Source organism: Henriciella sp. (assembly GCF_029937755.1).
Lineage (GTDB): Bacteria > Pseudomonadota > Alphaproteobacteria > Caulobacterales > Hyphomonadaceae > Henriciella.
In genome coordinates this window covers 441,452-467,419 of sequence record NZ_JAPYPG010000001.1, presented here as the reverse complement: position 1 = coordinate 467,419, position 25,968 = coordinate 441,452, and the positions used below count along the sequence as shown (strand labels likewise).

The window sequence follows — 25,968 nt, the reverse complement described above, 5'->3', positions numbered from 1 at the left end:
GCTTAGGCGGCTTCCGTCGTCATCGCAACGAACACGTCTTCGAGGTTTGGCTGGTCGGTCGACAGATCGGCAACGCCAATGCCCGCTTCGCGCACCTGCTCCAAGATCCGTCCTATCCCCGTCTCGTTGTTGCGATAGGCGATTTCGAGATCTCCGGAGGTGAGAAGCACCGCGTCGAGATTGTTGAGGCTTTCCGGCACAGCGTCCAGGGGGTCACGCGGTGTGACACGCAGGATACGCTGATCGAGGCGTTTCAGGAGCTGACTGGTTGGTTCGCAGGCGATGATCTCACCATGGTTCACGATGGCGATCTGGTCACAGAGCTCTTCGGCTTCTTCGAGATAGTGTGTCGTCAGGATGATGGTCGTGCCGGCCTCGTGCAGGCGGCGAACATATTGCCAGAGCGAGCGGCGCAGTTCGACATCGACACCGGCCGTCGGCTCGTCGAGGATCAGAACGGGCGGATTGTGGACGAGCGCCTTGGCGACCATCAGCCGGCGCTTCATCCCGCCGGAAAGCTGGCGAACGTATGCATCGCGCTTATCTAGCAGTCCGACGGCATCAAGGATTTCGCTGGTGCGCCGCTTGTCTTTGGGGACGCCGTAGAAACCGGCCTGAAGCTCCAGAGCCTCTTCCGGGGTGAAGAACGGGTCCATGGTGATCTCCTGGTTCACCACACCGATCGCCGCGCGGCTGGCGCGTGGATGCTGGTCGATGTCCATGCCCCAGATACGCGCCTTGCCGCCCGTCTTCGTGACGAGACCGGCGAGAATATTGATGAAAGTCGACTTACCGGCGCCGTTCGGGCCCAGGAGACCGAAGATCTGTCCGCGCGGAATCTTCAGGTCGATGGATTTCAGCGCGCGCTTTTCGGGCATCTTACCCGAGGCGGCGTAGACTTTTTCCAGCGCTTCGGCCTCGATGGCATAGTCGGGTGCGGACATGGAGCCTCCGTAATCACGTCAGCGCGTCATATAGGGCGCCGGAGGCCGGAGCTAAACCATCGGTGTTTCTTTTTGCATGTTTTGCGCGCGAATAAAGGCCGGACGCTTCCGCAGCCGGTCAAGGTAGGCCTTGCAGGTCGGCGTGATGCAATTCTCAAGCGGCGGCAGGACCGAGGCGAGGAGGATTGCATAGCCGATCGCGATGTCAGCCATGGTGAAGCGGTCGTCCACCATCCACTTGTGGTGCTCCAGCCGGCGCTCGACATGAGTCAGCCGACCTGCGAACCACATCCGGTAATCGTCGGCGACCTGGGGCTGGCGGCGGGATTTCGGTTCCAGCATCTCGTAACGCAGCACGAGAGTTTGCGGGAAGGTGAGGGTGGCGTCGGAGAAGAACATCCAGTTGAGATAGGCGCCATACTCCGGCTCGCCTGGTTTCACGATAAGGTCTGTCGGCCCATAGGTGTGGCCGAGATATTCGCAGATGCCGGTCGATTCCGTCATTTGCGTCTTGCCATCGTCGAAGAAGGGAATGGTGCCAAGCGGATTGATATCGAGATAAGGCTTGTGATTCACGCGTGGCGGGAAGGGCAGGACGATCAACTCATAGTCCATTTCCAGCTCTTCCATCGCCCAGAGCGGGCGGAAGGAGCGCGCATTGCGGCAGTGATAGAGGGTCGGTTTCATCATTCATTCTCCCCGGCCATGCCTTGTCCGATTGACGCAAAGGCTCGACACCGTCTACCTATGCGCCACATCTGAAGCGGGCAATGCTGACATCGGGGAAGCGGAAACATCATGTCGACCAAGCCACTGCCGGAAGCGCCGGAAACAATTATTACCGATGAACATCGGGTCGCCTGCGACGGCGGTAATGGCCCGCTTGGCCACCCGATCGTCTGGTACGAGATGGGCGATGATGAAATGGTCGAGTGCGGATATTGCGACCGCCGTTTCGTCCTGCGCGGCGGGCGCTTCGACCCTGAGGCGCAGCAAAACTAGCGCTGTTCAGTGGCTTTCCGACGCTGGCGCCGGTCGGTACGCCACAGGGTGAAAATCTTCGGGCCATCAATCAGGTAGCGTTTGACCATGCGTTGCGGCTCGTTCGTGAGCCTGTGCAGCCATTCCAGTCTTGAGCGCCGCATCCACTCCGGCGCGCGGCGGGACTTGCCGGTCAGGAAATCGAGACTGGCTCCACAGCACAGGCCGACGCCTGAGACGCCACCATGCTCGGCAGCGGCGATCGCCACCATCTCCTGCTGCGGCGAACCCACACAGATGAAGTGGAAGCGCGCCGGGTTGTCAGCCATGAACTGGGCCGCCTTCTTGATGGCTTCCGGGTTTTTCCGAAGGCCCATAGGCGCATCATGCCAGCGGACATCGGACAGGCCGAACTTTGCCTTCAGGGCTGTGATCTCGCTTGCGGTGCAGCCGATGACGACGACAGGTTCTTCCTGGTCGACTTCATGAGCGAAAAGCGATTGCACCACGTCGGCCCCCGGCGAAGCCGGCAGGTCGAGCTTGTCCCACCTGGCGAGCAGTTCGAGGATCCGGCTGTCATTCAGGATAAGTCCTGCGCCTTCGTAGAGCGGACGCAGGTGCGGTTGCCGTGAAAGGCGGACCATGTGGTCGACATTCGGGGTGACGACATACCAGAAGCCATCACCATCGAGCGCATTGGCGGCGATCTGGCGAGCGGCATGTCGCGTCTGCATTGCCTGGAAAGGGAGTCCAAGAAACGGCGTAGGATCATTGCGCCACTGGTCGGCGCCAAGCCCTGCCTGAAGAGCGGTCCGGGAAGCCTGCATCGTGATCTCCTTTGCAGGTTGGAACTTTAGAAAGCTGCTATGCTTGTGGGGCTTCGTCCGGTTTGCCCGGCTTCTTCCCGTAATCGTGCTTCCGCAAAAGGCCTCTGAACTGGTGATAGGTCAGCCCGAGACTTTCGGCGGCTTTTCCCTGATGGCCATCATGTGCCGCAAGGGCAGCATCGATCAAGGCGGTTTCGAAAAGTTTAGTCTGCTGCTCGAAAGGCAGTCCGAGTTTCGGTTGTGGGGTGGTTGGGCGAGCCGGTTCAGGTGGGGCTTCAGGCTGATCTTTCAAGTCCGGTGGCGGGCGAAAGGGCGAGGCGAAGGGGTCAAGGGCGTCCGGGTCGAAGCGGATCGGATCTGGGCTGGGCTCCGACAGGGCGCGCGCTGTGATGCGCTGCGCGAAGTTCCTGAGTTCGCGTACATTCCCAGGCCAGGTATGAGCTTCGATGGCGGCTATGGCGGACGGCGCGAAGCCGGGAAAATCCTCCAACATCTCGCGGGCCATGCGCCGGGCGAAGAAATCCGCCAGCAGGCTCGCATCGCCCTGGCGGTAGCGCAGCGGCGGCAGGGTGATGACATCGAAGGCCAGACGGTCGAGCAGGTCGGCGCGGAACCTGCCCCGTTTCACGGCAGATGGCAGGTCTATATTGGTGGCCGCGACGACGCGGACATTGGTGGACAGCACCTTTTCGCCGCCAAGGCGCTGGAACTCGCCATACTCAATTACCCGAAGCAGCTTTTCCTGCACGCGCTGGGAGGCGGTCGCGATCTCGTCGAGAAAGATCGTGCCAGTATCCGCAAGTTCGAAGCGGCCCTGCCGGCGCTCCGTGGCGCCGGTAAAGGCCCCGCGTTCATGGCCGAAAAGTTCGGAATCCAGCAAATCATCCGACAGCGCCGCACAGTTCACCTTCACATAGGGGCCATCCCAGCGGCGTGAGAGAAAGTGCAGCCGCTCGGCGATCAGCTCCTTGCCGGTGCCACGCTCCCCAATGACCAGCGCGGGGCGGTCCAGAGGGGCAAGGCGTGAGACATGCTCAAGCGCTGAGAGCCACTCCGGCGCCTCGCCGACGATTTGGGGTGTTTCGCCAATCATGTGAACAATATAGCTAAATAAAAGGCATAAACAACGAAATAATTTCGTCAAAAAAACGAATTCTGTGTTCTCTCGGCGGGGCCAAAAATAATTAAATATAATAAAAACAGGGCTTTAAATGGTTACGCCAAAACTGGCACGGTCCTTGAAGTAGGTATGGCACAGGCGATGGGCGTCGCCAGAAACGAATGAAGGACTGACAAGACAATGACCGACCACCGTTATGACACTCACTATCAGGAAGCCCGCCATGAGGGTGGCCGCTTTGGCCGCTGGCTGGCTTCGCGTCCGGCCGAATGCTGGATGTTCTTCGCTGCCGGTGTCTTCCTCGGCGGTCTGTTCTTCTAGGGCCCTGTAAGAGGCTGTCGTTTCCTCCCCCTATTCACCGAGACTGAAAGGATAAAAAAATGGGACTGTTTTCCCGCCTCGGCGACATCATCAACTCCAACATCAATGCAATGCTGGATAGCGCCGAAAACCCAGAAAAGATTGCCCGTCTGATCATCCAGGAGATGGAAGACACGCTGGTCGAGGTTCGCACCTCTGCCGCCCGCGCCATGGCCGACAAGAAGGAAATGGAACGCGAGATCGAACACTATAGCCGTGTCCGCGACGACTGGGACAACAAGGCTGGAGTCGCGATCGACAAGGGCCGTGAGGATCTTGCCCGCGGTGCGCTGTCAGCCAAACAGAAGGCCCAGGGCGAAATCGAGCGCCGCAAGCATGCGATGGTCGCGGCCGAAGAAGCCTTCGAGAAGCATCAGGACGACCTGTCCAAGCTTCAGGCCAAGCTCGACGAAGCGAAGGCCAAGCATCGTGCGCTGATGATGCGCCGCGAAGCTGCAGAGCAACGTATCCGCATGCGCTCGCAGACATATGACGGCAAGGTGGACGATGCGCTCGCCCGCTATGCCAGCGTGGAACGCAAGGTCGACGAAATGGAAGCCTATGCCGACACGATCAAGGGCCGTGAGCCGACGCTGGAAGCCCAGTTCGCCGAACTCGAACGTGACGAGCAGGTCGAGAAGGAACTCGAAGCGCTCAAGAAGTCGCGCGCCAAGGCCTCTTCCAAGTCCTCAAAAACAGACAAGACCGAGGAGTAAGAGACAATGATTTCCTCCCTGATTGTGCTTGCAGCCATTCTCTCTGTTATCATCGTGCCAGGCCTCATCCTCCAGCAAATGGACGACCAGGCTGAAGCGAAGGAAGGCTAGGCATGGACCCCGAATTTATCGTCGCGATCGTTGCGGTCGTTTCCCTCTTCATCGTCTTTCCGGGCATGGTGTTCCACTACATCACCCTGTGGCGGAAACAGAACTCCCTGGAGCCCGACGATGAGCGGATGCTGGAAGACCTCTGGCGCTCCGCCAAGGCAATGGAACGCCGCATCGAGACGCTTGAAAAGCTGACAGACACTCAACCGGACGACGAGATGCCGGCCCCCCGCCGGCCTCGTTCCTCCTTCGACCAATAGGACACATACCAATGACCAACTCGTCTCATCATCGCAAGTACCGCGAGAAGGTGCACGGGTCTGATGAAGACATGTTCCGCTCGCGCAATCCCAAGCGCCTCTACCGTTCCCGTAAGGAACGGGTGATCGCCGGGGTCTGTGGCGGCATCGCCGAACGCTTCGGCTGGGACCCGATCGTGGTCCGCCTTCTGACCGTCGCCGCCTTCTTCTTCGTGGCAGGCCCGCTGATCTTCATCGCCTACATCCTGATGGTGATGCTCGTGTCGAAAGCGCCGCGTGGCTATTCCCACCTGGCGCCGGAAGAAGAAGCCTTCTGGCGCGGCGTCTCCGACCGCCCGCGGGCGACCTATTCAGGCCTGAAGTACAGCTTCATGGATCTCGAAGACCGCCTGCAGAAGATCGAGCGTAATGTCACCTCGGATGAGTGGCGCCTCCGCCGCGAGTTCCGCAACCTCGAAAAGAACTGACCATGTCGGCTCTCATCCTTCAGATGCCCGTACCAGAGCGGCGGCAGATGCCAGAGCCGATCAACACCAACCTCCAATCTCAGGGGACCACAATGCCCAGCAACCTTCAGACAAGCGGATGGATCGCGCTCGGCGCAGCCCTTGTTACCTTGGCCGTGACTGCCGTCGCCAGCTTCTCAGGCGGCCTGCATATCGAAGCCGGTGGCGTTCAAATGACGATGCAAGCCAGCCTCGAGAAAGGCGTCCAGCTCTTCTTTGCCGCCGCTAGCTGACCGGCTAGCCGCCACGCTTCAGGCGCCGGAGAATCTGGCGCATTGGTGAAACGGCCTGAAGCGCAGATATCGTCGCCGGCGCTGGCTCAGAAAGAAGCAGCCCGGCCAGGATCTCCCCCGCCCAGGGACCCCAGGTGAAGCCCCGTGAGCCGAAACCGCCAGCGATTAGCAGCGGTCCGGCGAGCGGGGCATCGTCTTTAAGGGGCTGCCCATGACGCACCCCATCAAAAACCTTCATCGCTTCGTCCGGATCGGGCGCGCGCCCGATCAGCGGCAGCCTGTCCGGCGTCGTTGCGCGAACGCCGGCCCGGCTCACAATCTCTGCCTGCTGGGCCATCTGCCTCCAATACGGATCTAGCCGCTCAAGCGCGGCCATATTGGCGTCCTGCGCGGCATCGTTGACCGCGATTTCGCCGCCGGTCCAAGGCTCGAATGTTGCACCCCATAGCCGGGTCTCCCCCAGCGCGATGCAGTAGTCGCCCTGCGCGAGCGCGAATGCCGGCGAATCCACCTCAATCCGGCAGGATTCAACCTGGCCCAGCCGACCCTCTACCTGCAGCCAGTCCAGCAGGCTGGTAATGGAATAGCCGGTCGCGAGGATCGTCGGTGTCTCGTCCTGCAGGCCCTCCATCCTGATCGTCTCGCCGAAGCGGCAGTTCGCTCCCTCCAGCAAGGAGGGGATTAGTGTCGCCGGTTCAATGATCAGCGCCTGCTTGTGGAGCTGGCCGCCGCCAGAGAGCGCTTCGAGATTTTCCAGTCCAAGCGGTGGATCAGCGAGGATCTTGGCAATCCGTTCAGCCTCGCGTTCATCCTTGGGACGCTGCGCAACGCCCGTTTCGGTGACGCCGGGCCTGCCTGCATAAAAGCGCCGTGCGGCAAGATAGGCATCGATAAGTAGCCGCGCCTGCACCGTATCGCCAGCGTCGAGCCGTGGCATGACGAGGCCCAGCGGGTTGCCGCTCGCGGCCTCCGCAGGACCGGTGGCCGCGTCGATCACTTCGACCTCCAGTCCACGGTCTAGCAGTGTACGCGTGGCGCAGGCCCCCGCGATCCCCGCGCCAACGATGCGGACCTTTCCAGCACGGGTTTCGAACGGACGTAAGGCGTAGGGGTCAGGCTGCCGGGCTTGCTGATTGGCGATGCGAACTTCCAGGCGCTCACGTTTGCGGCCGAAGCCTGGTCTCTTCTCGACCTCGAAACCTGCGGCAGCAAGTCCCCGACGGACAGATCCGGCGACGGTGAAGGTCGATAGCACGGCGCCCTCGCGGCAGCGCTCCCGTACCAGCGGCCAAAGCGTTTCGGCCCACATGCCGTCGTTCTTAGCCGGTGAGAAGCCGTCCAGAAACCACGCGTCCGCCAGCATGGATGCTTGTGGCAGTGTTTCGGAAATCTCGCCTGTATGAAGCGTGAGCGTCACACCATCTTCGGCCTGGACCATCCTCTGAACGCCATATGCACGTTCGGGCCATGCTTCCGCGAGCTTGCTGGACAGATCGCCCAGCTCCGGCCAGGCTGAAAGGGCGCGCGCGGCATCAGCTCGGTCCAGCGGATAGCCTTCGAAGCTGACAAAATGAAGCCACTGTCCGGGCAAGCGCGTCTCGCGCCAGAGCTGCCAGGCCGCCAGGAAATTGAGCCCCGTCCCGAAACCCAGCTCGCCAATCGTGAAGCTCGGCTGGCCCTTCCAGCGGCCCGGGAGGCCGCAGCCCTGAAGAAAAACCGTCCGCGTCTCCTCCAGCCCGTTGTGGCGGGAGAAATAAACATCACCCACACGCCCGGCGACTGGCGTGCCATCCTCTTTCCACGAAAGATCGGGCCTGGGGGGCAAGCGGCTCATCGCTAGCCACCTAGCATGCAAATTAAATTTTACGAGGCCCGGAACGCCGCGCCTCTGCCTGATGTTTTACTACGGGACTGGAAGAACTCCTGAAAGGAAACTCAAATGGGTAATGACAAAGCAAAAGGCCTGGGCAAACAGGTCGAAGGCAAGGCGAAGGAAGTCGCCGGCGTCGCATCCGGAGACCGCAAGCTCGAAGCCGAAGGCAAGGGCCAGGAAACCGTTGGCAAGGTGAAGGACGAGATCAAGAAGTCCGAGAAGGAAAACGAGAATCGCCGCTCATAAGGATTGAGGGGCCGGGAGGCGAAATCGCTCGCCCGGCCTATCGATCAGTGTTAGATAGGCCCTCCGTACAGGATGGCACTATGAGCGCGTTCGATATCAAGCGTGAAGAAACCGAATCTGGTGGGCGTTACTTCGTCGTTGTTGACGGCCAGGAGGCCGAGATGACGTATTCGCGCGCCGGCAAGTCCACCATTATAATCGATCATACCGGAGTACCGAAAGCGCTGGGCGGGCAGGGCGTCGGCCAGGCGCTCGTCGAACGCGGTGTCGAGGACGCGCGCAAGGAAGGACGAGTGATTATTCCCCTCTGCCCTTATGCGAAAGCACAAATCGAGAAACATCCCGACTGGCAGGACGTTCTGAAGACATGAATGATCTCACCCTGAAGGATGACGGACACCAGCTCAGCACAACCGTTGACGGGCGCGAGCTGGTTATACGGTATGGCTGGACAAAGGATGATGTAATGCGCGTCGATTTTGTCAGCGTACCCTCCGAGCTTGGCGGCCGTGGGCTCGGGACGAAACTTGTTGGCAAACTCGTCGAGAAAGCCCGCGCCGAGGACTTCAAGCTCATCCCCGTCTGCGGTTTTGCCCGTGTACAGCTCCAGCGCCACCCTGAGTGGCAAGACGTCGTCGCATAGACCAGCCGGACGATCGAATGACCAAACCTTTCTGGCAGACAAAGCGCCTTGACGAGATGAGCGCCGAGGAATGGGAAGCCGTTTGCGACGGCTGCGCGAAATGCTGCCTTCTCAAACTGGAAGACGAGGATTCCGGTGATATCGCCTATACGCGGTTACATTGCCGCCTGCTCGATGCCGGGCTTTGCCAGTGTTCCGACTATGAGAACCGCAAGCAATTCGTTCCTGACTGCGTGATCCTGACCCCGCAAAAAGTATCGGAACTCAGATGGATGCCGAGGAGCTGTGCTTATCGTCGTCTGCACGAGGGCCGGGGCTTGCCGGAATGGCATCATCTCGTCTGCGGTGACCCCGAGCGGGTCCACACCGAAGGCCATTCGATCCGGGGCGAAACCGTCAGCGAAGACACGGTGATTGAGGAAGACCAGATCGACTGGATTATCGACTGGGACGGTAACCCGCCTGGCTAGGGGCCTGTCTTACGGACCCTCGACCTCATAGCCTTGTTCACGCAGCATGGTCACGACGCTGTCGGGGCCGGCCAGGTGTCCAGCGCCAACGGCAACGAAGAATGTGCCCGGCTCATCAAGCATCGCTTCTATCTGGGGAACCCAGTTTGAATTCCGCTCGACGAAGAGCGCATCATAGATGCCTTCGCCGCCACCTGTATCCGGATTTGCAACGAGGACGCCTAGGCCTTCCACGTCCCCATCGGCCCACTCCTCGACAATCTGGTCGAGCATGGTCGTTGAATCGGGCAACATCAGAGCTGTTTCGTACAGGAAGGTTTCCTGCACGTCTTCAGGAAGCGTGTCGAAGATGTCGGCCTGGACCGAGGCGGTTTCCAGAAAGGCGAAATCTTTCTCGCCTGCCTTGGCCTCTTCGATCAGAACGCGTTCGACACCTGCATTCGGATCGAACCCTTCCTGCTGAAGTTCGAGAACCGAAAGGTTCACAGCGACCATCCAGGGCTCCATCGGATCAAGCGCGGCGATCGGTACGCCCAGTGGCTCCAAGGCATCAATGAGGACTGCGAGGTCTGCATCGTTCAGCTGGCCGCTGAGTGTGCGCCCGTCACCGTACAGCCCGCGCTGCATGAAGTCGCGCATGACGGCGCGCTGGCCTTCCTCGCTTTCCATATCGACTTCGAGGACGAGGGTATCGGCGCTTTGGAAAGCCTGGCTGAACTCATCGGTCCGCCAGTCGAGATCCGGACGTAGAATGTGTACCGTGCCGAAGAGATAAATGGTCGTGTCTTCATCGGACAGCGTCCATAGCGCCGGGTCTCCCTCGCCGCTGGTCGTGCGGGCTTCGGCCAGGGCGGCTTCATACTCTTCGATAATATCTTCGCGATCACGCCGTTCTACCGGCTCGGCGTTGGAGGTGTCGGTCTCGGTGTCCACCTTGGTGGTTGCCGGATCCTTCTCTTCTGTCCCGTCGGTCGACGAAGGGCTGCAAGCGGTGAGGGCCAGGGCGAAAGCAGCGACGGTCCAGCTTGCAAGCGTGTGGGGGCGTAATTTCATGCCGGTGGGCTCCTCTCCAGCAAATCGATTCTTGCGTTTTCTTGCACAGTCACCTGAACAGCGAAAGATGAAACGGCGTGTGGGCGAGAGATTGCACCGCGCGCCAGCTTCGCTTAGAGGGAGACACAACGCACCTATAGCTCAGCTGGATAGAGCGCTGCCCTCCGAAGGCAGAGGTCATAGGTTCGAATCCTATTAGGTGCGCCATTCTCCTTCTGATGACGTGACCATTCCAGCGGCCGCAGGAAGTGCTGGACAATATATCGAATTTCGATATGTCATTTCGGATGACAATTTCTCAAACCGATCGGCGGGATGCCTGGACAACGATTCTCGTCTTCATGGGAATCCTGACGGGCCTCAGCGCCATTGCGCATTTTGCGCTGCTCGAACTCAATCCGACCAGCCTCTATGTCGGGGCCTTGATGCTGTGCCCCGCGATTGCAGCGCTCGCTACGCAGAAGATCAGGGGCCGCAACCTCTCAAGTCTGCCATGGGCGTGGGGCAACTGGCGCGGCAATATCCAAGCATATCTTATACCGGTCGCCTATGTCGGGTTCGCCTATGCCCTGATCTGGGTGTTCGGGCTGGGGGCGCCGTTCAACCGCGAAACCATTGCGGACTGGTCCGCGGAGCTCGGCTTCCCTACGGATGTGCCGACCCTGTCGATGTTGGTCATGATCGCCCTTCTGGCCAGCGTCCAGTTCGTCAAGTCGCTCGGGTCGATTGCCGGGGAAGAGATTGGCTGGCGCGGCTTCCTGGTCTGGGAGCTTCGCAAGGTGATGCCGTTTGGCGCGGTGTCGATTGTGAGCGGGCTGATCTGGGCCGCATGGCATTTCCCGATCGTCATCAAGTATGGCGGCGGCGATCCGCTGTTCCAGCTGGCGTGTTTCACGCTGATGATTACCAGCATGTCGGTGATCATGACATACTACACGTTCCGGTCAGCGAGCCTCTGGCCGGCCGTCATGTTCCACGGCGCCCATAATATCGTCATCCAGAAGGTCTTCACGCCCCTCACAGTCGAGAGCGAGAGCACCGGGATGTGGATCGACGAATACGGACTGATGGTCCCTCTCGTCGTGACCCTCTTTGCTGTTTTCTACTGGCGCAAGGCGAAGGCTGAAGGCTTCTGAACTGTCCGTCAGGTCGCAGCGCGTACCGCGTCCTCGCGATATTTGAAGCCTGCCAGGATGAGCAGGATGATGCTCAGCGCATTGAAACCGAGGATGACCTTGAGAGCCGACGCAAGCGGCGCTTCGTGTCCGGTCGCGAGGAAGTAATCGCTGATCATCCCGGCGATGAGCGGTCCACCGCCAATCCCGATAAGGGTCAGGCTGAACAGTGTGAAAGCGGCGCCCACCGAGCGCATGCGAACCTTCACCAGCTCCTGCGTCGCGGTATAGGCGATCGAGGCATAAATGAGCCCCACAAAGCTTGGCACGACGTTCCAGACATAAGCCATCTCGACGCTGCGAGCACTCAGCATCATCCAGGCAAAGGGCAGGGCAACTGCGCTGCAGACAGCGATCATCCATGGACGCCACCGGAGGTCATTGGCCGAAAGCCGGTCACACACTGCGCCGAGGATCATCGCGCCGGCCCCACCGACCCCGCCGATCAGCAGGCCGAGCGGGAGGGACACGTCCTGCGGTTGGAGATCGAAGGTCCGCTGCAGATAGCTCGATGTGAAGGCAACAAAGGCATTGGCCGAAATACAGATCATCAGGCAGCCGAGCAGGATCAGTATGTAGGATTGCTGGCTTAGCATGAATTTCAGCGTCTCAAGGAAGCCGGGCGCGTCTTCCGTCGTCTCGCGTGCATCGGCAAAGCCGCGCACAGGCTCTGTGACGGTAAAGCGGACGAGCAGGGCAAGCATCAGGCCGGGGATGCCGGCGGCAAAGAAAGCGGCCCGCCAGCCGAAATGGGCATAGACATAGGCGCCGAGGATGTAGCCGATCATGATCCCGAAGCCGATGCCACAGGTATAGACGCCAAGCGCAAAAGCCCGATGCTGCGGTGGGTAGAGGTCGGCGATCATACTGGTCGCAGGCGGCGTGCCGCCGGACTCGCCGATGCCGACGCCCATGCGCGCGAGGAAGAGATGGATGAAGTTCTGCGCGAAGCCGGTCAGCGCCGTCATGCCCGACCAGACCGTAAGGGCGAGCGCGATGATATTGCGCCGGTTTCCGCGGTCTGCCCACATGGCGACGGGGATGCCGAGCGTGGCATAGAGCGCGGCAAAGGCGAGCCCGGTCAGCCAGCCAATCTGGCCATCGGTGAGACCGAAGTCCGCCTTGATCGGCTCGATCACCGTGATCAGGATCTGCCTGTCCACATGGTTGAAGGTGTAGACGAGTGTCAGCACGATCAGCACCCAAGTGCGGTTGATCGCAGGCTTGGGAATTGTGGCGGTCGGGATGGTCATTCTGCCCCCAGGCGGTTGAGGAAATCGGAAATGGCTGAAACGGCCTCCGGCTCATCGAGCAGGGGCGCGTGGCCGACATGCGGTATGGTGACCAGCCGGGCATCGGGATGCTGCTCGATCATTTTGTCGGCGGTTTCCGGAGAGAGGATGTCGGACGTCTCGCCACGGATAACGAGCAAAGGCACCGCGTGCGTAGCCGAGAAGAGTTGCCACATCTGTGCCTGCACATCCGGGTCTGGCTTTACCTCGCCCACCGTGCGCGTAATAGCGGGATCATAGTCGAGAATGACGCGGCCATCTTCCATCTCGCGATAGGTGCGCCGGGCGAAGGCCATCCAGTCCTCACCGGAGAGATCAGGGAAGATGTCCGTTTGAACGCGCTCGACTGTGGCTGCTGCCGCTGTCCAGCTTTCTTCCGGCTCGACCGAATTGGCGTAACTGGCAATCCGGTCGAGACCCGCCTTTTCAACGACGGGTCCGATATCATTCATCACGATGCCGCGGATGCGGTCAGGCATGGAAGCGGCCATCACCATGGACATCAGTCCACCCATGCTCGTCCCGATCAGGGCTACCTTCTTGAGATGCAGAGAGTCGAGAAGCGCGGCCATGTCGCCGGCATAGACGGCAGGTGTGTAGGTCTCGGGATCTTTCGCCCACTCGGAATTTGCCCGGCCGCGGACATCCACGGAAATGAACTGGCACCGACCGCCCAGCTCAGCGATCATCGGTTCGAAGTCTTTATGGTTCCGCGTGAGGCCATGCATGCAGAGTGCGGTCAACGACGCATCCTCGCTGCCATAGCGCTTTGCGTAGAGCTCAAGCCCGTCTGGCGCGCGGTACCGTATATCTTCGGTCTGCATCGGCCTCCCCTTCCTCGCATTGTCTCTTGCAATGTCTCTTCAACAGTTGTTGAAACATATTGGAATCAAAGGCAAGCGCAAGCGGTATTGCAGGCAGTTTGCCGTTTGCGGCGAGGGGTTTAGGTTGGGTGAGCAATCGCACAAAAACCAGAGGGGCGGCATGGCTGAAACGGAAGTGAAGGTCTCGCGCAAGGATGCGATCCTTGATGCTGCCGAGGCTCTGTTTGCCGAACATGGCTATGATGCAGTGACCCTGCGCGCCATTGCTGCCAAGGCCGGTGTCGATGTGGCACTTGCCAATTATCACTTCGGCCGCAAGCATGAACTTTTCGAACAGACGTTCCAGCGCCGGGCCGAGATCCTCAACACCTGGCGCCTCCAAGCCCTTGAAGCTTGCCGTGAAAAGGCCGCGCCGTCACCGGCTTCGGTGCGCGATATCATCGATGCCTATCTGCGTCCTCTCATGACCGGCCCGCATCTGAAGGAGCCGGGGTGGCGCAATTATTACGGCATGGTCGCCTATGTGAACAGTTCGACGGCCTGGGGTGGCCAGCTGATGACGAAGTCCTACAACCCTGCCATCGAAAGTTTTATCGAGGCACTGAAGGAGGCCCTTCCGGAAGCCAGCGATGACGCGATCTATTGGGGCTATCACTGCCTTTCCGGCGCGCTGACACTGGCTTTCGCCCAGACCGGTCGCCTCGACCAGCTGTCACGCGGCAAGGTCTGCTCGACCGATCTCGAGGGCGGCTATCTCCAGATGGTTGATTTCATCACGGCCGGCTTCGAACGCATTGGCAAGCGGTAGACCCGCCCCTTTCCCGGAACCTCACACAAACGAAAAAGCGGCGCCCCTGAGGGACGCCGCCAGTCTCTACTGTGTCTGGGAGGACAGATCAGTAGGTGTAGTCGATACCGACAGTTACCGTGCGCGGAGCACCGTAGAAGGCGGTTAGTGTGCCCTCGAGACCAAGCGTCGGCGTGAATGTGCCGTCCTGGTTCACGGTCACAAAGTTGTAGCCGGCGACGATATACTCTTCGTCGGTGAGGTTCTTGCCGTTCAGGCTGAAGCCCCAGCGGCCGTCCCCGGTCTCCCAGCGAACGCTCGCATCCCACAGCGTAAAGGCTTCCTGATCCAGGAACGGGTTAGGAGCCTCGAACTGGCTGGAGTCGCCGCGATAGGACAGCTGGGTGTTCATCAACAGGTTACCGCCAGCGAACGGCGTGTCGTAGGCGACCCGGCCATTTGCGGTCCAGTCCGGCGTGTTCTGGATGACGCGTTCGTCGGCGACATTGTTGCCGAAGGCGTCGATGAACTCGTCATACTCGGCGTCGAGATAGCCGACCGACCAGCCAAAGTTCACATAGTCACCTGCGTTGATCATGTCCTCGGCAACGGTCGCGTTGCCTTCGAACTCGACGCCCCAGATCGTGGCCGCGCCGGCATTGGTCGTGACGCCACTGAAAGTGTCGTTCACGCCGTCGCCATCGGTATCGACACCGATCGAGCCCGGGACCTGCACGTCCTTGTAGTCGGAGTAGAAGGTCGCGATGGAGTAGCTCAGATCACCACCGAACTGGCTCGCCTTGTAACCAATTTCATAGGAGTCCACCTCTTCCGGGTCGAACTGCATGAACTGGTAGATCTCGGCATCGGAAACCGTGCCGTCCTGATCGAGATCCGGCGCCGCGGTTGTCTGGCCACGCGGGTCGAACGAGCCGCCTTTGAAGCCCTGCGAATAGGTTGCGTAAAGGTTGGATTCCGGCGTCACGTGGTAGCTGACCGACGCACGCGGGCTGAAGTCATCGAAAGTCGCTTCCCCCTGGAAGTCGGACGTGACAGCAATCGGAACGGCGTTGCCACCGAAGAACTCGGAGAAACCGCCAATATAGGTGCGCCTCAGGACAGTCGATTTACGCGTGTCTTCCGTATAGCGGCCACCCAGCGAAACCGAGAACTTGTCTGTCAGGTCATAGGTGAAGTCGCCGAAGATCGACCAGGTTTCGGTATTCACGTCGCCGAAGGTCTGGGCGTTGAGGCCCGGCAGGCTCAGAACGTCGCCGGTTGTGGCCAGAAGTACGTCGAACACGGTCGAGGCATTGGCGTCGAGATAGTAGAAGCCCAGGAGGCCTTCGAGCCGGTCACCTGAATAGAGGAACTGAAGCTCCTCGGAGAACTGGTCGTTCTCGTAGATGGCCGGTACGTCGAGGTCGGCTTCCGGAAGGGAGTCGAAGTCGATCGGCGAGGTGCTCTCGTCTTCGCGATAGGCGAGGATGTTCTTTACCGTCCAGTTGGCATTCACGTCCCATTCGCCAATCAGCGAGCCGCCATAGGCTTCCACACGCTGCTCGACCACGTCGAGACCGGCGCGCGTATCGTAGACATCGCCAAGAACCGGGTAGTCGAATGGAGGCAACTGGTCAGGAATAAGCCGGTGGCCCTGGCGGGCATTGGATTTGTCCAGAGAATAGTCAGCCGCTGCGCGCAGCTGGAAATCGTCTGTGACATCATACTCTGCCGAGAGGCGGGCGCCGAAGAGCTTCTTGTTATAGTTTTCCGCGCCCGTGATGATGTTTTCGCCAAAGCCGTCACGGTTAAAGCTCGCCACAGCCGCGCCAACGCGGAAATCGTCGGTCACCGGCAGGGATGTCGTTACGACACCGTCGAGCTGGTTGTAGCTGCCAGCCCGGAGGTTCACCTCATAGGTCGGATCGTCCGACAGCCCCTTCGTGACATACTTGATCGCGCCGCCGATCGTGTTGCGACCATAGAGCGTACCCTGAGGGCCGCGCAGCACTTCGACACGCTCGACATCATAGACATCAAGGACGGCGCCTTGTGGGCGATTGAGATAGACATCATCGACATAGATACCCACACCGGCCTCGAAGCCGGCAACCGGGTCCTGCTGGCCTACACCGCGAATGAAAGCGGTCAGCGTGGTGTTCGTCCCGCGCGAGACTTCCAGAGTGACGTTTGGAGAGATCTTGGCAATTTCCGTCAGGTCAACCACGCCGAGGTCGGCGAGCAGGTCACCGTCGAAAGCCGAGACCGAGATCGGCACATCGACGAGATTTTCTTCGCGCCGTTGAGCGGTAACGGTTACCGCGTCGAAGCGGCGCGCGGTTTCAGTTTCGCCATCTTCAGAGGAGTCCTGGGCAAAAGCTGGAACAATCGGTGTCATGGCGCTCGCGCACAAGGCGGCGAGCAGGAGTCGGTTTGTTGACGTACGCATGGCTGAATTATCCTCCCTCGGGCGTTGAGCCCGTATCTTTTCAACAAGTGTTGAGTTCAACACATGTTGAAATAGGCGTGAAGGCCCTTCGGAGTCAATCGATGGTTTCGCTGAAATCGTGGCGTTTGAGCAACAATCCGCCAGCCTGAAGGGGGCCGTCAGGAGAGATCTTGCGCGTACTCCGCCAGTCGTGCGGCAAGGCCTTGCTTTTAGGGAAGAGTTGGAGCGGATAGCGGGAATCGAACCCGCATCCTCAGCTTGGAAGGCTGCTGCACTACCATTGTGCTATATCCGCACCGGAGCCGGTGGAGATACTTTGTCATTGCGTGTGATGCAAGTGATGAGCGCGCCCGATGGCAGTAGCTTTCTCAATCAACGTCCTGGCTGGCTGGAGGTTGGGCGGCTTCTGGACAGGCGCCTCTACTCATCGCGAACTAGAGTCGATCCTGCCCCCAGCTCGAAGCGATCTTGCTGCGGACCTTTTCGACCTCGTCACTGGAGACAGGCTGGCTCGCCGTTTGCTCCAGCGGATCGGAATGGAAGATATACAGGCGTGACGTAAAGTCGGCGATGGGAACAGAAGACTCACCGTAAAACTCGCCGTTGCCGGATGTCGAAACCTTGATTCCGTCGCCCCAATCCTGCCCGCTGTCATTGTTGGGGTTGAAGAAGTAGACGCGCACCTCGCCCGAAGGGTCGCGAGAGACACGAACGATCGCGATTGCATGCCAGCCGACGAATCGCGCAGCGCTGTCGGTCACGGCAATTCCAGCCGGACTGGGGTGAATAAGAGGCTGGCCGCCATTGTGATCGGGGTGGAAGGCGGCATAGAAGCGCTGCACGAAGCCCTCAATGTCCGTAAGCTTGCCGGTTGGCACATCGACCACGATGTTGAATTGCCGCCCGACCCACCAGCCATGCATTTCCGGGTTAATCCATCGGTGTGGATCGCCTTCTCGTCCAGCGCAAAGGCGGCCCATTTCCATGTAGACCCGGTCGAGGTGCGGGACGAGAATTGCGGAGACGGGATCGACATCTACCAGACCACTCTTGGCAAGGCCGGCATTCAGGTTGCCCGATGAAATCGACTCTCCCTCGAACGACATGCGGATCTCATTATCGCGAGCCGCCCAGGCCACAAGCTGCAGCAAATAGTCCGGATCGGTGTAAGACCACATCGCGATAGCGCGCGCTGCCTGACACGTCGGGTTATTGCCTTGCCCGACACCAAGCGGCTGGCCCAGAATACTGATCACCCCAGCCAGAAGCCTTGCTTCCGGTTCAGGCGTGTTGCCGAAACTGTCGATCAGCCGCTGAGCGGACTCCGGCGACAGCTTCAGTTGTATCTGACGCCATAAGGCCGGGGCCGTCGGCGGAAGGTGCAAGATGCCCCGCTCGAGCAGCAGCGAAAGACCATAGATCGATTGGGCGGTTTCCACATGAATGGCTTTGTCGACAAGCGCGTGCGTGAGCTCGGCAAAGGAGTTGTAGTTCTCGCGACCTGTCGATGAAAGGCCGAGACAGTCCGGAACGAGATCTGTCCTGAATGCCACGAGATGACGAAGGAGCACAGCGTGATATGCGGAGACCAGGCCGGTATCGTGCATTGCACGGGCCATACCCGCGGCTTCCTGTGCCAAGGCCTTCTCGTCGAGTGTTGAAAGCTTCGCCTCATAGGCGTCGGCACCGGGGTCTTCGCGGCATTCATTGGTCGGACCAAACAGGGCGCTGACGAGCCGATCGGCGCCCCAGCCAGATGGAGACTGTTCGTTTGAGCTTTCTCGGGACCAAAGCGACAGCTGTGCCACCATCGCTTTCAGCCGGTCGGTCTGGATCGGCCGTTGCGCCAGAATCCGCCATATCTCGCTGATGACAGCGTCGAATATCCTGCCATACCCAATCTCTTCGGCCAGGCAGCGGAAAAGCTGGGCGAGTGCTTCCGTCCAGGCCGGATCCTGAAAGCGTGCGACTTCCGTCTGGGAGCCAAAGAGACGCTCCAGGTTAAGGCCGAGGACCTGTGCGAGGAAGTGGTGCGCTTCCTCGGAAGACACCTCGGCATGAGCATACTGCCCGCCAGCGATCGCAAGAAAGCGCAGTTCGCTGAGCGTTTCCAGCACGAGCGCCGTGGCATCGCCTGACTCCAGTGTATGCCGGACGAGGACGGGCTTGAGACGAGCGGGATGATTCCAGTCCGTACCGACGAAGATCCCTGCCTCATCCATGGAGACGATGCGTGCCAGACAGGCGTGCACTCCGCCCGGTGACGTGAGCAAGCGCTCTGCCTGTTCAATTGCCGGTTGCTGCTGCCTCATCTTGAGCTTGTCGCTCGTATTGCGAAGCCGCCCGATAGCGGCATCGAGGCGTTTCAGCAGCACGGGATCGGCGCCACTCTCTGGCTGAGTTGGGTTTGCCTCACTCACCGTAGGAAGCCCCTTCGATTCTTTAACTGTCGATCAAGGCTAACGGAGAGAAGCCTGCCTGACTACGGACCAGAACCGCTAGACGTAAAAGTCCAGCTTTTCCTGGGCCTTTAGAAGGTCACGCAGCGTCTCTGCGTCCTCGCCGTGGAAATAGACCAGCCCCCAATGGTTGCCGAAGGCTGACCGCTTGGCAACCTTGCTCTCCATCGGCTCCGACAGTTCGTGCCATTCGAAATAGGGGTGATTCTCGGTTTCTTCCGGGATGGAAAGCTTCGAGACGACGCGGTTGCGCGGGTAGACGCCGAAACAGCCCGCATGGCCATCGGCATCCTTCACCGGGGTCGGGAAGAACGCTTCGATTTCCTCTTCCGTCGTTTTCGGGTCGAACATCATGACCATGCCCTGATAGGCATTGAAGCCGTAGACGCGCTCAAGCAGTTCGAAAACCTTGAAGCCGGGCGGGCGGTAGGCGACTTCGCCGAAATACATGACATCATCGTTCGCGATGAAGTATTCCGGGTGAATGAAGCCGAACTTGATGTCGAAGGCCTTGATGAGCTTCTTTATCTCTTCCTCGACCTTGTCGCGCAAGGCTTCGAGTTCGGGGCTTGCCGGCACAAAGACCGAGTAGCCGAGCCGCACATATTCGGAGATATTCAGAAAACGGATCTTGCCGTCATGGATCCATGCTTCGGCCGCGAACTCCCACCCGTCCAGATGGCTTTCCATCAGCGCCGGGAAATCCTCATCCGGGATGGAATCGACATCATCGGCTGTGCGGATGACCCGGTGGCCCATGCAGCCCGCCAGGTCAAACGCCTTGAAATGAATCGGGTCGTTCGTGTCGCCGTCGAGCTTCAGCAGCGTCTGGTTCACCCGGCGCAGAAAGCGTACGACATCGGCGCGGTCATGGGCTTCCTCGAAGATGCCGACGCGGATGCCGCCAAGCTGGGCCCTGCGCTTCATCAGTGATTTGTCCCGGAGCAGCATGGACTGGCCCAGCAGGCGCGGATTATCGAGCAGCACGCTATTGATCGCGCCGGCCCATTCAACGGTTTCCTCGAACAGCGGCACAGCCACGTCGATGCCCATTTCCTTCAGCGTCTGCGCAATTTCAAAAGACTTCTCGTTCAGACGTTCAAAATCCCAGGCAAGAAATGGAATATCGTGCGCTTCTGCATATTCCTTTGCCCAGCTTGGTGCGACGATGAGATAGTGCCGGTCAAATTTCTCCATCGCGTCGATGGCACTCAGGCTCCAGCCTAGCAGGGCGATATAGCCTTTATCGGGATTGTAATCAGTCATTGGACCTCCATGGGTCACGTTAAAACGTTATGGAACAGCGGATTAATCAGGCCCAGCAGGATTCAATCTTGCGCTAGGGCATCGCGATGAATGCCCGGCGCAAAGCACAACTGGTCCTCGCCCGCACTTATGTCCGGGCAGGTATGGAATGCGAAAAAGCATATGGGCGTAAGCGTAGGCCCTGACGCAGAGGAGTCAAACTGCGCGCAGCCCAGACCTGGTTGCAGCCTTTCTGTGCCCAAACAGGAACGCTGCGTCTTCGCCCAGCACACAAAACGGCTAGGCGGCGACCATCAGCAAGCGGGCTTTTGTCGATAGTGTGAAGGGAAAATGGTGGAGGGGACAGGATTCGAACCTGTGTACGCTATGCGGGCAGATTTACAGTCTGCTGCCTTTAACCACTCGGCCACCCCTCCAGAGGGTTGTCCTGCGACATGGAATTGACGCCGCCGGACCATGACGCCAAATGACTGCAATAGCAGTGACCGGCGCTTCCGAAGCGCGCTTTATAGGGATGAAGCCTATTCCACGCAACCATGAGAAACGCCGATTTGCAGCAGCGCCTGCAGCTGACCCGGATGCCCCGGTCTGGCTGTGGGGCCAGCATGCTGTCGAAGCGGCGATTGCTAATGAAAACCGGCAGATCGTGCGCTGCGTGGCGACTGAGAACGCTGCGCGCCGGACCGGCTTTTCACATTTTGAGATCATGGATTCGAAGGCGCTCGACAAACTGCTTCCGCCCGGCGCCGTGCATCAGGGACTGGCTGTCAAAACAGCCCCGCTGGAGCCCGCAGCGCTAGAGGATGTCATTGCCGGGCCTGAAGCACCGCTGCGACTCTGTGTTCTCGATCAGGTTACCGATCCACACAATCTGGGTGCCATTTTTCGCTCAGCCGCTGCTTTTGGTGTGGGCGGACTGATCCTGCAGACGCGTCATACCCCGCCGGTCACAGGTGTTGCCGCCAAGGCTGCGGCCGGCGCCATCGAGACGGTTCCGGAAATACGCGTGGTCAACATCGCGCGCGCCCTCGGCCATCTTGCCGAGGCCGGCTACCATACGGTTGGTCTGGCGGGAGAAGGGACCGAAACAGTTGCCGACGCTGTCTGCGGCGCTGGACGGGTTGCGTTTGTGATGGGCGCGGAAGGCTCCGGCCTGAGGCCGGCGGTCGCGAAGGCGTGTGCAACGCTCGCCCGCATCCCGATGGCGCCCGGCATGGAGAGTCTCAACGTCTCGAACGCTGCGGCGATCGCTTTCTATGAGAGCTATCGCGAAACCTGACCTTTGGGCAGGGGCTCGCCTCCTTTCGCCCACCGCACTAAAGAGAGCGCATGACATTACTCGGCCCCACCTCACACACCTATTTCTCGCAACGCCTGAAGCTCCACTACGCCGACTGGGGCAATGACGCGGCGCCGCCGTTGATCCTTCTGCACGGAGGGCGCGATCATTGCCGCTCATGGGACTGGGTGGCTGAAGAGCTGCGCCATGATTGGCACATCATCGCGCCAGACCTTCGTGGCCATGGTGACAGCGCCTGGTCGCCGGAAGGCAATTACAACATGCAGGCCTACATCTACGACCTGGCGCAGCTTGTTCACCAGCTGAAGCTTGCACCGGTAACGATCGTGGCTCATTCGCTCGGCGGCAATATCGCGCTTCGTTATACCGGCCTCTACCCTGAAAACGTCCGCAAGATTGTTGCGATTGAAGGGCTTGGCCCGAGCCCCGACCGCCTCGCCGAACGTCGCAAGACACCCTGGCAACAGCGGTTCCGGGAGATGATCGACGCCAAGCGGGCGCTTTCAGGCCGTCAGCCGAAGCGATACAATACGCTTGAAGAGGCCTATGCCCGGATGAAGGAAGAGAACAGCTTCCTCTCGGAGGAACAGGCCCGCCATCTGACCATAAACGGCATCGCGCGAAACGAGGACGGCACTTATAGCTGGAAGTTCGACAATTATCTCCGCGTCTGGGAATCGGTCGACATCACCCAGGAGCAGGTCGAGGAATTGTGGGAATCCATCACCTGTCCGACACTCCTGCTCTATGGTGAGAAAAGCTGGGCGTCGAACCCGGCTGAGGACGGACGGGTCAAGCATTTCCAGAATGCGAAGGTCGAGCTGTTTCCCGAGGCGGGCCACTGGCTCCACCATGACCGCTTCGACTTGTTTATCGAGACTTTGAAGACGTTCCTCTGATCGTGTCTATGCCTGTTTCCGCACTTGCGGCATAGTCGGGGTCGGGAGCGAAGCGTCCATGTCCAGAGAGTTCGAGAGCCTGCGTCAGCGAATGGTCGAAGACCAGCTGAAGGCGCGCGGCATCACGGACATGCGTGTGCTGGAGGCTATGAGTAAGGTCGCACGCGAAGCGTTCGTGCCGGAAGGCCATCGCGATAACGCCTATGCCGATGGTCCGCTGCCGATTGGCGAAGGTCAGACTATGTCGCAGCCTTATATTGTGGCGTTGATGGCTGAACTTGCCGGTATCGATCCGGGCGACCGGGTGCTCGACGTAGGTTTGGGATCAGGCTACTCGGCCGCGATCCTGGCTGAGATGGGGGCCAGGGTTTTCGCGATAGAACGACATGACATTCTTGCCAGGCGGGCCGAGGCTGTCCTTGAGGCCCAGGGATATGAGCAGGTCGCCTGCCGGACCGGCGATGGCACATTGGGCTGGCCGGAAGCAGCACCGTTTGATGCAATTATTGTTGCGGCGGCTGGGCCTGTGCCCGAACCGTTGTGCGATCAGCTGAGCATTGGCGGGCGCCTTGTCATCCCGGTTCCAGGTCAGGGCAACAGGCAGGAACTCAAATGCCTGACCCGGATCGCAGAGACCCGATGGGAAACCCAGAGCAAGGGTGGCGTGGCTTTCGTCCCGCTGGTGCGAGGGACGGGTGCTTCAGGATAGTCTTGTCTTCGGAAGACTTACGCTGCGTCGTCTGCAAAGCGCGATTGCTGCAGCTCGGGGGACGTTGTCCTTTGTGCCGTGAGCCATACACCAGCGTCATGAGCAGGCATGGCCCGTGCGAAGAAATACCCTTGCATCTGCGGACAGCCAGCGCCCTCGATGAAGGCGGACTGGGCCGCTGTCTCAACGCCTTCGGCGACCAGGTCGAGTTCGAGCGAGCGGCCGAACTGGACGATGGAGATCACCAGGTCCAGCACCTTGTCATCATAATCGATACCGGCCACGAGCGACTTGTCGATCTTGAGCTTGTCCAGCGGCATGTCTAGCAGGGCGCGAAGATTGGAGAAGCCTGTGCCATAGTCGTCCAGGGCGATCTGGATGCCGTCTTCACGCAGACGCTCAAGATTGCGCCGCGCTGAGTCGACATCCTCGACGATCGCAGATTCGAGAATCTCCAGGTGGAGGTTGGAGGGCTCGAATGCATTTGCGCGCAGGCGTTTCAGCAGGTCAGTGGCGTAGCCGCGCGAGACGATGTCGATTGGCGAGACATTGACTGAAATGAAGTCGATGTCACCGCGCTCTATCCAGGGACGTGAGTCTTTTATGGCCTGATCCAGAACAATACGGTCCAGCCGGCTCAGCAGGCCGAGCTCGCTTGCAATCGGAATAAACTCGTCCGGACCGATATGGCCAAGCTCGGCATCATTCCAGCGTGCCAGCACTTCCACACCCAGCGGTGCCCGCTGGGTGCTTGAGAGAATGGGTTGATAGTGGGGCACGATGTGCCGCTCTTCCAGGGCAATTGGAAGCTTGTCCTCGATCTGGCGGCGTCGGCGCCATTGTTGCTGGATTCCCTCGTCGAAAATGCGCGCCTGGTTCCGCCCTCCGTGTTTGGCGGCAAGCAGGGCATGATCGGCGCAGTTCATGAGAGATGCCGCAGAGTCGCCATGGTCCGGGTAGAAGCAGACACCAGCAGAGCCTGACAGTGCGATCTGATTGTCACCCACCGATACCGGCCGGAATACATATTTGCAGACCTTGTCGATCCGAGTGCGCAGCGTCTCGGTATCTACGTTTACCGGGCTCGATATGAGAGCAAACTCGTCACCGGCCATGCGCGCCAGCCCTACCACGCCAGGAACCTTCGCCAGGCGTTTCGCGATGACATTGACGACAATGTCGCCAGCGGCGTGACCAAACTGGTCATTGACCCGCTTGAAGTGATCGATGTCGATCAGGGCCATGCCGAATCGTTCACCGGTCTCTTCGGCATATCTGATCTGCTTCTGCAGGTGGGCATCGAAGCCGACCCGGTTGAGCAGGCCGGTCGCAAGATCCGTCTGGGCCAGATAAACGGCTTTCTCCTTCTCCGCCACCGCCTCATTGAGCCGCTTTTGCAGCATGTCGGCTCGTGAATTGGCATAGTCGAGCAGGGAGGGCTCGAAATCTTCTCCAGTCGCGCCTTCCGGCATTTTGATGGCATCGATAATGATCCCGACAAGGCCAGCCGATCCGTCCGGGAATGTCAGGGGGACCTTCTTCGTCAGCGCGAACATGTCCTCCCCGATCTGTTCTTCATTGAGACTTTCCAGTCCCATCAGCACGCGTTCATCCTCTGCCCAGAAGACTTCAACCTGTTCCGGCGAGAAAATTGCGCTGTCATCCAGCCCGATAAAGTCGTCTCGTCCGAGCAGATCAGAAAAGGCCTGGTTTCCGTAGATCCAGCGATGCTTGTTGTCTTTGGCGAAGACGGGGTAGGGCAAGGCATCGAAGATGTCTTTCAGACGATAAAAAAGCCGGTTCAAGCGCTTCCTCCCATGGCACGCCCTTCTGAGACGGTATCCATGTTCTGCCGCGTGACGATGTCGAACTGACGCGTCACCAGCCGGCACATTCTCAGTAGCTCAAGCTGTTCCTTGTGCGACATGGTGCGCGGCTTGTTGTCGATGATGCAAAGCGTGCCGATTGGAATGTCATAGGGCGGCACCTTGATGACGGCGCCCGCATAGAAGCGGATATGGGGTGCCCCTGTAACCAGCGGATTGTCGGCGAAGCGTGGGTCCAGTCTCGCATCCTCCACGATCATCACATCGGGAAGCTCAATCGCGTGCGCGCAAAAGGAGTGTTCGCGTTCGGTCTCGCAGACATCGAGCCCGACACGGGATTTGAACCACTGCCGCTTTTCATCGACCAGAGAAATCAGGGCGATCGGCACATTGAAATGACGGGAGACGGAATCGGTAATGGAGTCAAAGGACTTCTCGGCAGCTGTATCGAGAATGCGCATCCGGCGGAGGCAATGCAGGCGTGCCGCTTCCCGCTCGTCGTCGATGTATTGGGCCACGTATTCTACCTGGGGTCCGTTAAATCTAGCTTTTCTGGCTAGTCTAAATGAGTAAAAAATCCATGTAGCTGTTGTTTGGATTTTCCAGACGGGGATGAAGGGCTTGCGAGTATTTTCCTTT

At 59.6% G+C, this 25,968-nt stretch carries 28 protein-coding genes and 3 tRNA genes; 16 read left to right on the top strand and 15 right to left on the bottom strand.

Annotated features, from left to right (window positions below; all coding sequences use genetic code 11):
- Positions 1-2: 2 nt before the first annotated feature.
- Together Q1K29_RS02315 and Q1K29_RS02310 are read right to left on the bottom strand one after the other, a co-directional pair.
- Positions 3-944 (bottom strand): ABC transporter ATP-binding protein, encoded by a 942-nt coding sequence (locus Q1K29_RS02315; RefSeq protein WP_300391092.1) that lies wholly within the window; start codon positions 942-944, stop codon positions 3-5.
- A gap of 51 nt (positions 945-995) precedes the next feature.
- Positions 996-1,631, bottom strand: coding sequence for a glutathione S-transferase family protein (locus Q1K29_RS02310; protein ID WP_366524162.1), 636 nt, complete (start codon positions 1,629-1,631; stop codon positions 996-998).
- Between the two features lie 111 nt (positions 1,632-1,742).
- On the opposite strand from Q1K29_RS02310, the gene Q1K29_RS02305 reads away from it, so the two are divergent.
- On the top strand, positions 1,743-1,946 hold the full coding sequence (locus Q1K29_RS02305; protein WP_300391086.1) for a zinc-finger domain-containing protein: 204 nt from the start codon (positions 1,743-1,745) through the stop codon (positions 1,944-1,946).
- Here Q1K29_RS02305 and Q1K29_RS02300 read toward each other — a convergent pair.
- Both Q1K29_RS02300 and pspF read right to left on the bottom strand, forming a co-directional pair.
- Complete coding sequence (locus Q1K29_RS02300; RefSeq protein WP_300391083.1) at positions 1,943-2,752, bottom strand: WecB/TagA/CpsF family glycosyltransferase; 810 nt, start codon at positions 2,750-2,752, stop codon at positions 1,943-1,945. The two genes, Q1K29_RS02305 and Q1K29_RS02300, sit on opposite strands and share 4 nt — an antisense overlap.
- A 37-nt stretch (positions 2,753-2,789) precedes the next feature.
- A complete protein-coding gene (gene pspF, locus Q1K29_RS02295) occupies positions 2,790-3,845 on the bottom strand; it encodes a phage shock protein operon transcriptional activator (RefSeq protein WP_300391080.1) in 1,056 nt (351 codons plus the stop codon).
- A 207-nt stretch (positions 3,846-4,052) separates the two neighbouring features.
- On the opposite strand from pspF, the gene Q1K29_RS02290 reads away from it, so the two are divergent.
- The 5 genes from Q1K29_RS02290 to Q1K29_RS02270 all read left to right on the top strand — a co-directional run bounded on the left by Q1K29_RS02290 (position 4,053) and on the right by Q1K29_RS02270 (position 6,058).
- Complete coding sequence (locus Q1K29_RS02290; RefSeq protein ID WP_300391077.1) at positions 4,053-4,193, top strand: hypothetical protein; 141 nt, start codon at positions 4,053-4,055, stop codon at positions 4,191-4,193.
- A 59-nt stretch (positions 4,194-4,252) separates the two neighbouring features.
- Positions 4,253-4,948: a phage shock protein PspA gene (gene pspA / locus Q1K29_RS02285; RefSeq protein ID WP_300391074.1), complete on the top strand. Its 696-nt coding sequence runs from the start codon at positions 4,253-4,255 to the stop codon at positions 4,946-4,948.
- A 113-nt stretch (positions 4,949-5,061) separates the two neighbouring features.
- A complete protein-coding gene (pspB, locus tag Q1K29_RS02280) occupies positions 5,062-5,319 on the top strand; it encodes an envelope stress response membrane protein PspB (RefSeq protein ID WP_300391072.1) in 258 nt (85 codons plus the stop codon).
- 11 nt (positions 5,320-5,330) lie between these two features.
- Positions 5,331-5,786: an envelope stress response membrane protein PspC gene (pspC, locus tag Q1K29_RS02275; protein ID WP_300391069.1), complete on the top strand. Its 456-nt coding sequence runs from the start codon at positions 5,331-5,333 to the stop codon at positions 5,784-5,786.
- A 92-nt stretch (positions 5,787-5,878) separates the two neighbouring features.
- Positions 5,879-6,058: a hypothetical protein gene (locus tag Q1K29_RS02270; RefSeq protein WP_300391066.1), complete on the top strand. Its 180-nt coding sequence runs from the start codon at positions 5,879-5,881 to the stop codon at positions 6,056-6,058.
- Between the two features lie 4 nt (positions 6,059-6,062).
- Here the strand turns inward: Q1K29_RS02270 and mnmD are convergent, their stop codons facing one another.
- Positions 6,063-7,892, bottom strand: coding sequence for a tRNA (5-methylaminomethyl-2-thiouridine)(34)-methyltransferase MnmD (gene mnmD, locus Q1K29_RS02265; RefSeq protein WP_300391064.1), 1,830 nt, complete (start codon positions 7,890-7,892; stop codon positions 6,063-6,065).
- Between the two features lie 105 nt (positions 7,893-7,997).
- Here mnmD and Q1K29_RS02260 point away from each other — a divergent pair, with 105 nt between their 5' ends.
- From Q1K29_RS02260 to Q1K29_RS02245, 4 genes are all read left to right on the top strand, one after another.
- Positions 7,998-8,177 carry a CsbD family protein gene (locus Q1K29_RS02260; RefSeq protein WP_300391061.1) on the top strand — a complete coding sequence of 60 codons (180 nt, stop codon included), beginning with the start codon at positions 7,998-8,000 and terminating at the stop codon, positions 8,175-8,177.
- An 80-nt stretch (positions 8,178-8,257) separates the two neighbouring features.
- Positions 8,258-8,548, top strand: a complete 291-nt coding sequence (locus Q1K29_RS02255) for a GNAT family N-acetyltransferase (RefSeq protein ID WP_300391058.1) — start codon at positions 8,258-8,260, stop codon at positions 8,546-8,548.
- Entirely contained in the window at positions 8,545-8,820 is a 276-nt protein-coding gene (locus Q1K29_RS02250; RefSeq protein WP_300391055.1) for a GNAT family N-acetyltransferase, read from the top strand. The genes Q1K29_RS02255 and Q1K29_RS02250 overlap by 4 nt, the downstream gene beginning before the upstream one ends.
- A 17-nt stretch (positions 8,821-8,837) precedes the next feature.
- Positions 8,838-9,290, top strand: a complete 453-nt coding sequence (locus Q1K29_RS02245; protein WP_300391052.1) for a YcgN family cysteine cluster protein — start codon at positions 8,838-8,840, stop codon at positions 9,288-9,290.
- Between the two features lie 9 nt (positions 9,291-9,299).
- On the opposite strand, the gene Q1K29_RS02240 is transcribed toward Q1K29_RS02245, so the two are convergent.
- The gene (locus tag Q1K29_RS02240) at positions 9,300-10,343 is read right to left on the bottom strand and encodes a TraB/GumN family protein (RefSeq protein ID WP_300391049.1); all 1,044 of its coding nucleotides are present in this window, start codon (positions 10,341-10,343) and stop codon (positions 9,300-9,302) included.
- Between the two features lie 130 nt (positions 10,344-10,473).
- Here Q1K29_RS02240 and Q1K29_RS02235 point away from each other — a divergent pair.
- Together Q1K29_RS02235 and Q1K29_RS02230 are read left to right on the top strand one after the other, a co-directional pair.
- Positions 10,474-10,550: transfer RNA gene (locus tag Q1K29_RS02235), tRNA-Arg, on the top strand.
- Between the two features lie 80 nt (positions 10,551-10,630).
- Entirely contained in the window at positions 10,631-11,479 is an 849-nt protein-coding gene (locus Q1K29_RS02230; RefSeq protein ID WP_300391046.1) for a type II CAAX endopeptidase family protein, read from the top strand.
- A gap of 8 nt (positions 11,480-11,487) precedes the next feature.
- Here the strand turns inward: Q1K29_RS02230 and Q1K29_RS02225 are convergent, their stop codons facing one another.
- Together Q1K29_RS02225 and Q1K29_RS02220 are read right to left on the bottom strand one after the other, a co-directional pair.
- Positions 11,488-12,771 (bottom strand): MFS transporter, encoded by a 1,284-nt coding sequence (locus tag Q1K29_RS02225; RefSeq protein WP_300391043.1) that lies wholly within the window; start codon positions 12,769-12,771, stop codon positions 11,488-11,490.
- Positions 12,768-13,634 carry an alpha/beta hydrolase gene (locus Q1K29_RS02220; protein ID WP_300391040.1) on the bottom strand — a complete coding sequence of 289 codons (867 nt, stop codon included), beginning with the start codon at positions 13,632-13,634 and terminating at the stop codon, positions 12,768-12,770. Before Q1K29_RS02220 ends, Q1K29_RS02225 begins: the two co-directional genes overlap by 4 nt.
- Before the next feature lie 160 nt (positions 13,635-13,794).
- On the opposite strand from Q1K29_RS02220, the gene Q1K29_RS02215 reads away from it, so the two are divergent.
- Complete coding sequence (locus Q1K29_RS02215; RefSeq protein WP_300391037.1) at positions 13,795-14,442, top strand: TetR/AcrR family transcriptional regulator; 648 nt, start codon at positions 13,795-13,797, stop codon at positions 14,440-14,442.
- A gap of 88 nt (positions 14,443-14,530) precedes the next feature.
- Here the strand turns inward: Q1K29_RS02215 and Q1K29_RS02210 are convergent, their stop codons facing one another.
- The 5 genes from Q1K29_RS02210 to Q1K29_RS02190 all read right to left on the bottom strand — a co-directional run bounded on the left by Q1K29_RS02210 (position 14,531) and on the right by Q1K29_RS02190 (position 21,011).
- A complete protein-coding gene (locus tag Q1K29_RS02210; protein ID WP_300391034.1) occupies positions 14,531-16,870 on the bottom strand; it encodes a TonB-dependent receptor in 2,340 nt (779 codons plus the stop codon).
- A gap of 221 nt (positions 16,871-17,091) precedes the next feature.
- Positions 17,092-17,165: transfer RNA gene (locus Q1K29_RS02205), tRNA-Gly, on the bottom strand.
- 139 nt (positions 17,166-17,304) lie between these two features.
- Positions 17,305-19,290 carry a hypothetical protein gene (locus Q1K29_RS02200; RefSeq protein WP_300391031.1) on the bottom strand — a complete coding sequence of 662 codons (1,986 nt, stop codon included), beginning with the start codon at positions 19,288-19,290 and terminating at the stop codon, positions 17,305-17,307.
- 78 nt (positions 19,291-19,368) lie between these two features.
- Positions 19,369-20,595, bottom strand: a complete 1,227-nt coding sequence (locus Q1K29_RS02195) for a carboxylate--amine ligase (protein WP_300391029.1) — start codon at positions 20,593-20,595, stop codon at positions 19,369-19,371.
- Between the two features lie 331 nt (positions 20,596-20,926).
- Positions 20,927-21,011: transfer RNA gene (locus Q1K29_RS02190), tRNA-Tyr, on the bottom strand.
- 50 nt (positions 21,012-21,061) lie between these two features.
- Between Q1K29_RS02190 and Q1K29_RS02185 the strand changes: the two genes are divergently transcribed.
- From Q1K29_RS02185 to Q1K29_RS02175, 3 genes are read left to right on the top strand one after another with little or no spacing between them, the layout of a single operon-like run.
- Positions 21,062-21,874, top strand: coding sequence for an RNA methyltransferase (locus Q1K29_RS02185; RefSeq protein WP_300391026.1), 813 nt, complete (start codon positions 21,062-21,064; stop codon positions 21,872-21,874).
- Between the two features lie 50 nt (positions 21,875-21,924).
- Positions 21,925-22,794, top strand: coding sequence for an alpha/beta hydrolase (locus Q1K29_RS02180; RefSeq protein ID WP_300391023.1), 870 nt, complete (start codon positions 21,925-21,927; stop codon positions 22,792-22,794).
- Between the two features lie 58 nt (positions 22,795-22,852).
- A complete protein-coding gene (locus Q1K29_RS02175; protein ID WP_300391021.1) occupies positions 22,853-23,503 on the top strand; it encodes a protein-L-isoaspartate(D-aspartate) O-methyltransferase in 651 nt (216 codons plus the stop codon).
- A 17-nt stretch (positions 23,504-23,520) separates the two neighbouring features.
- On the opposite strand, the gene Q1K29_RS02170 is transcribed toward Q1K29_RS02175, so the two are convergent.
- Together Q1K29_RS02170 and Q1K29_RS02165 are read right to left on the bottom strand one after the other, a co-directional pair.
- The gene (locus tag Q1K29_RS02170; RefSeq protein WP_300391018.1) at positions 23,521-25,308 is read right to left on the bottom strand and encodes an EAL domain-containing protein; all 1,788 of its coding nucleotides are present in this window, start codon (positions 25,306-25,308) and stop codon (positions 23,521-23,523) included.
- Positions 25,305-25,847 carry a GAF domain-containing protein gene (locus tag Q1K29_RS02165; RefSeq protein ID WP_300391015.1) on the bottom strand — a complete coding sequence of 181 codons (543 nt, stop codon included), beginning with the start codon at positions 25,845-25,847 and terminating at the stop codon, positions 25,305-25,307. Before Q1K29_RS02165 ends, Q1K29_RS02170 begins: the two co-directional genes overlap by 4 nt.
- Between the last annotated feature and the right edge of the window lie 121 nt (positions 25,848-25,968).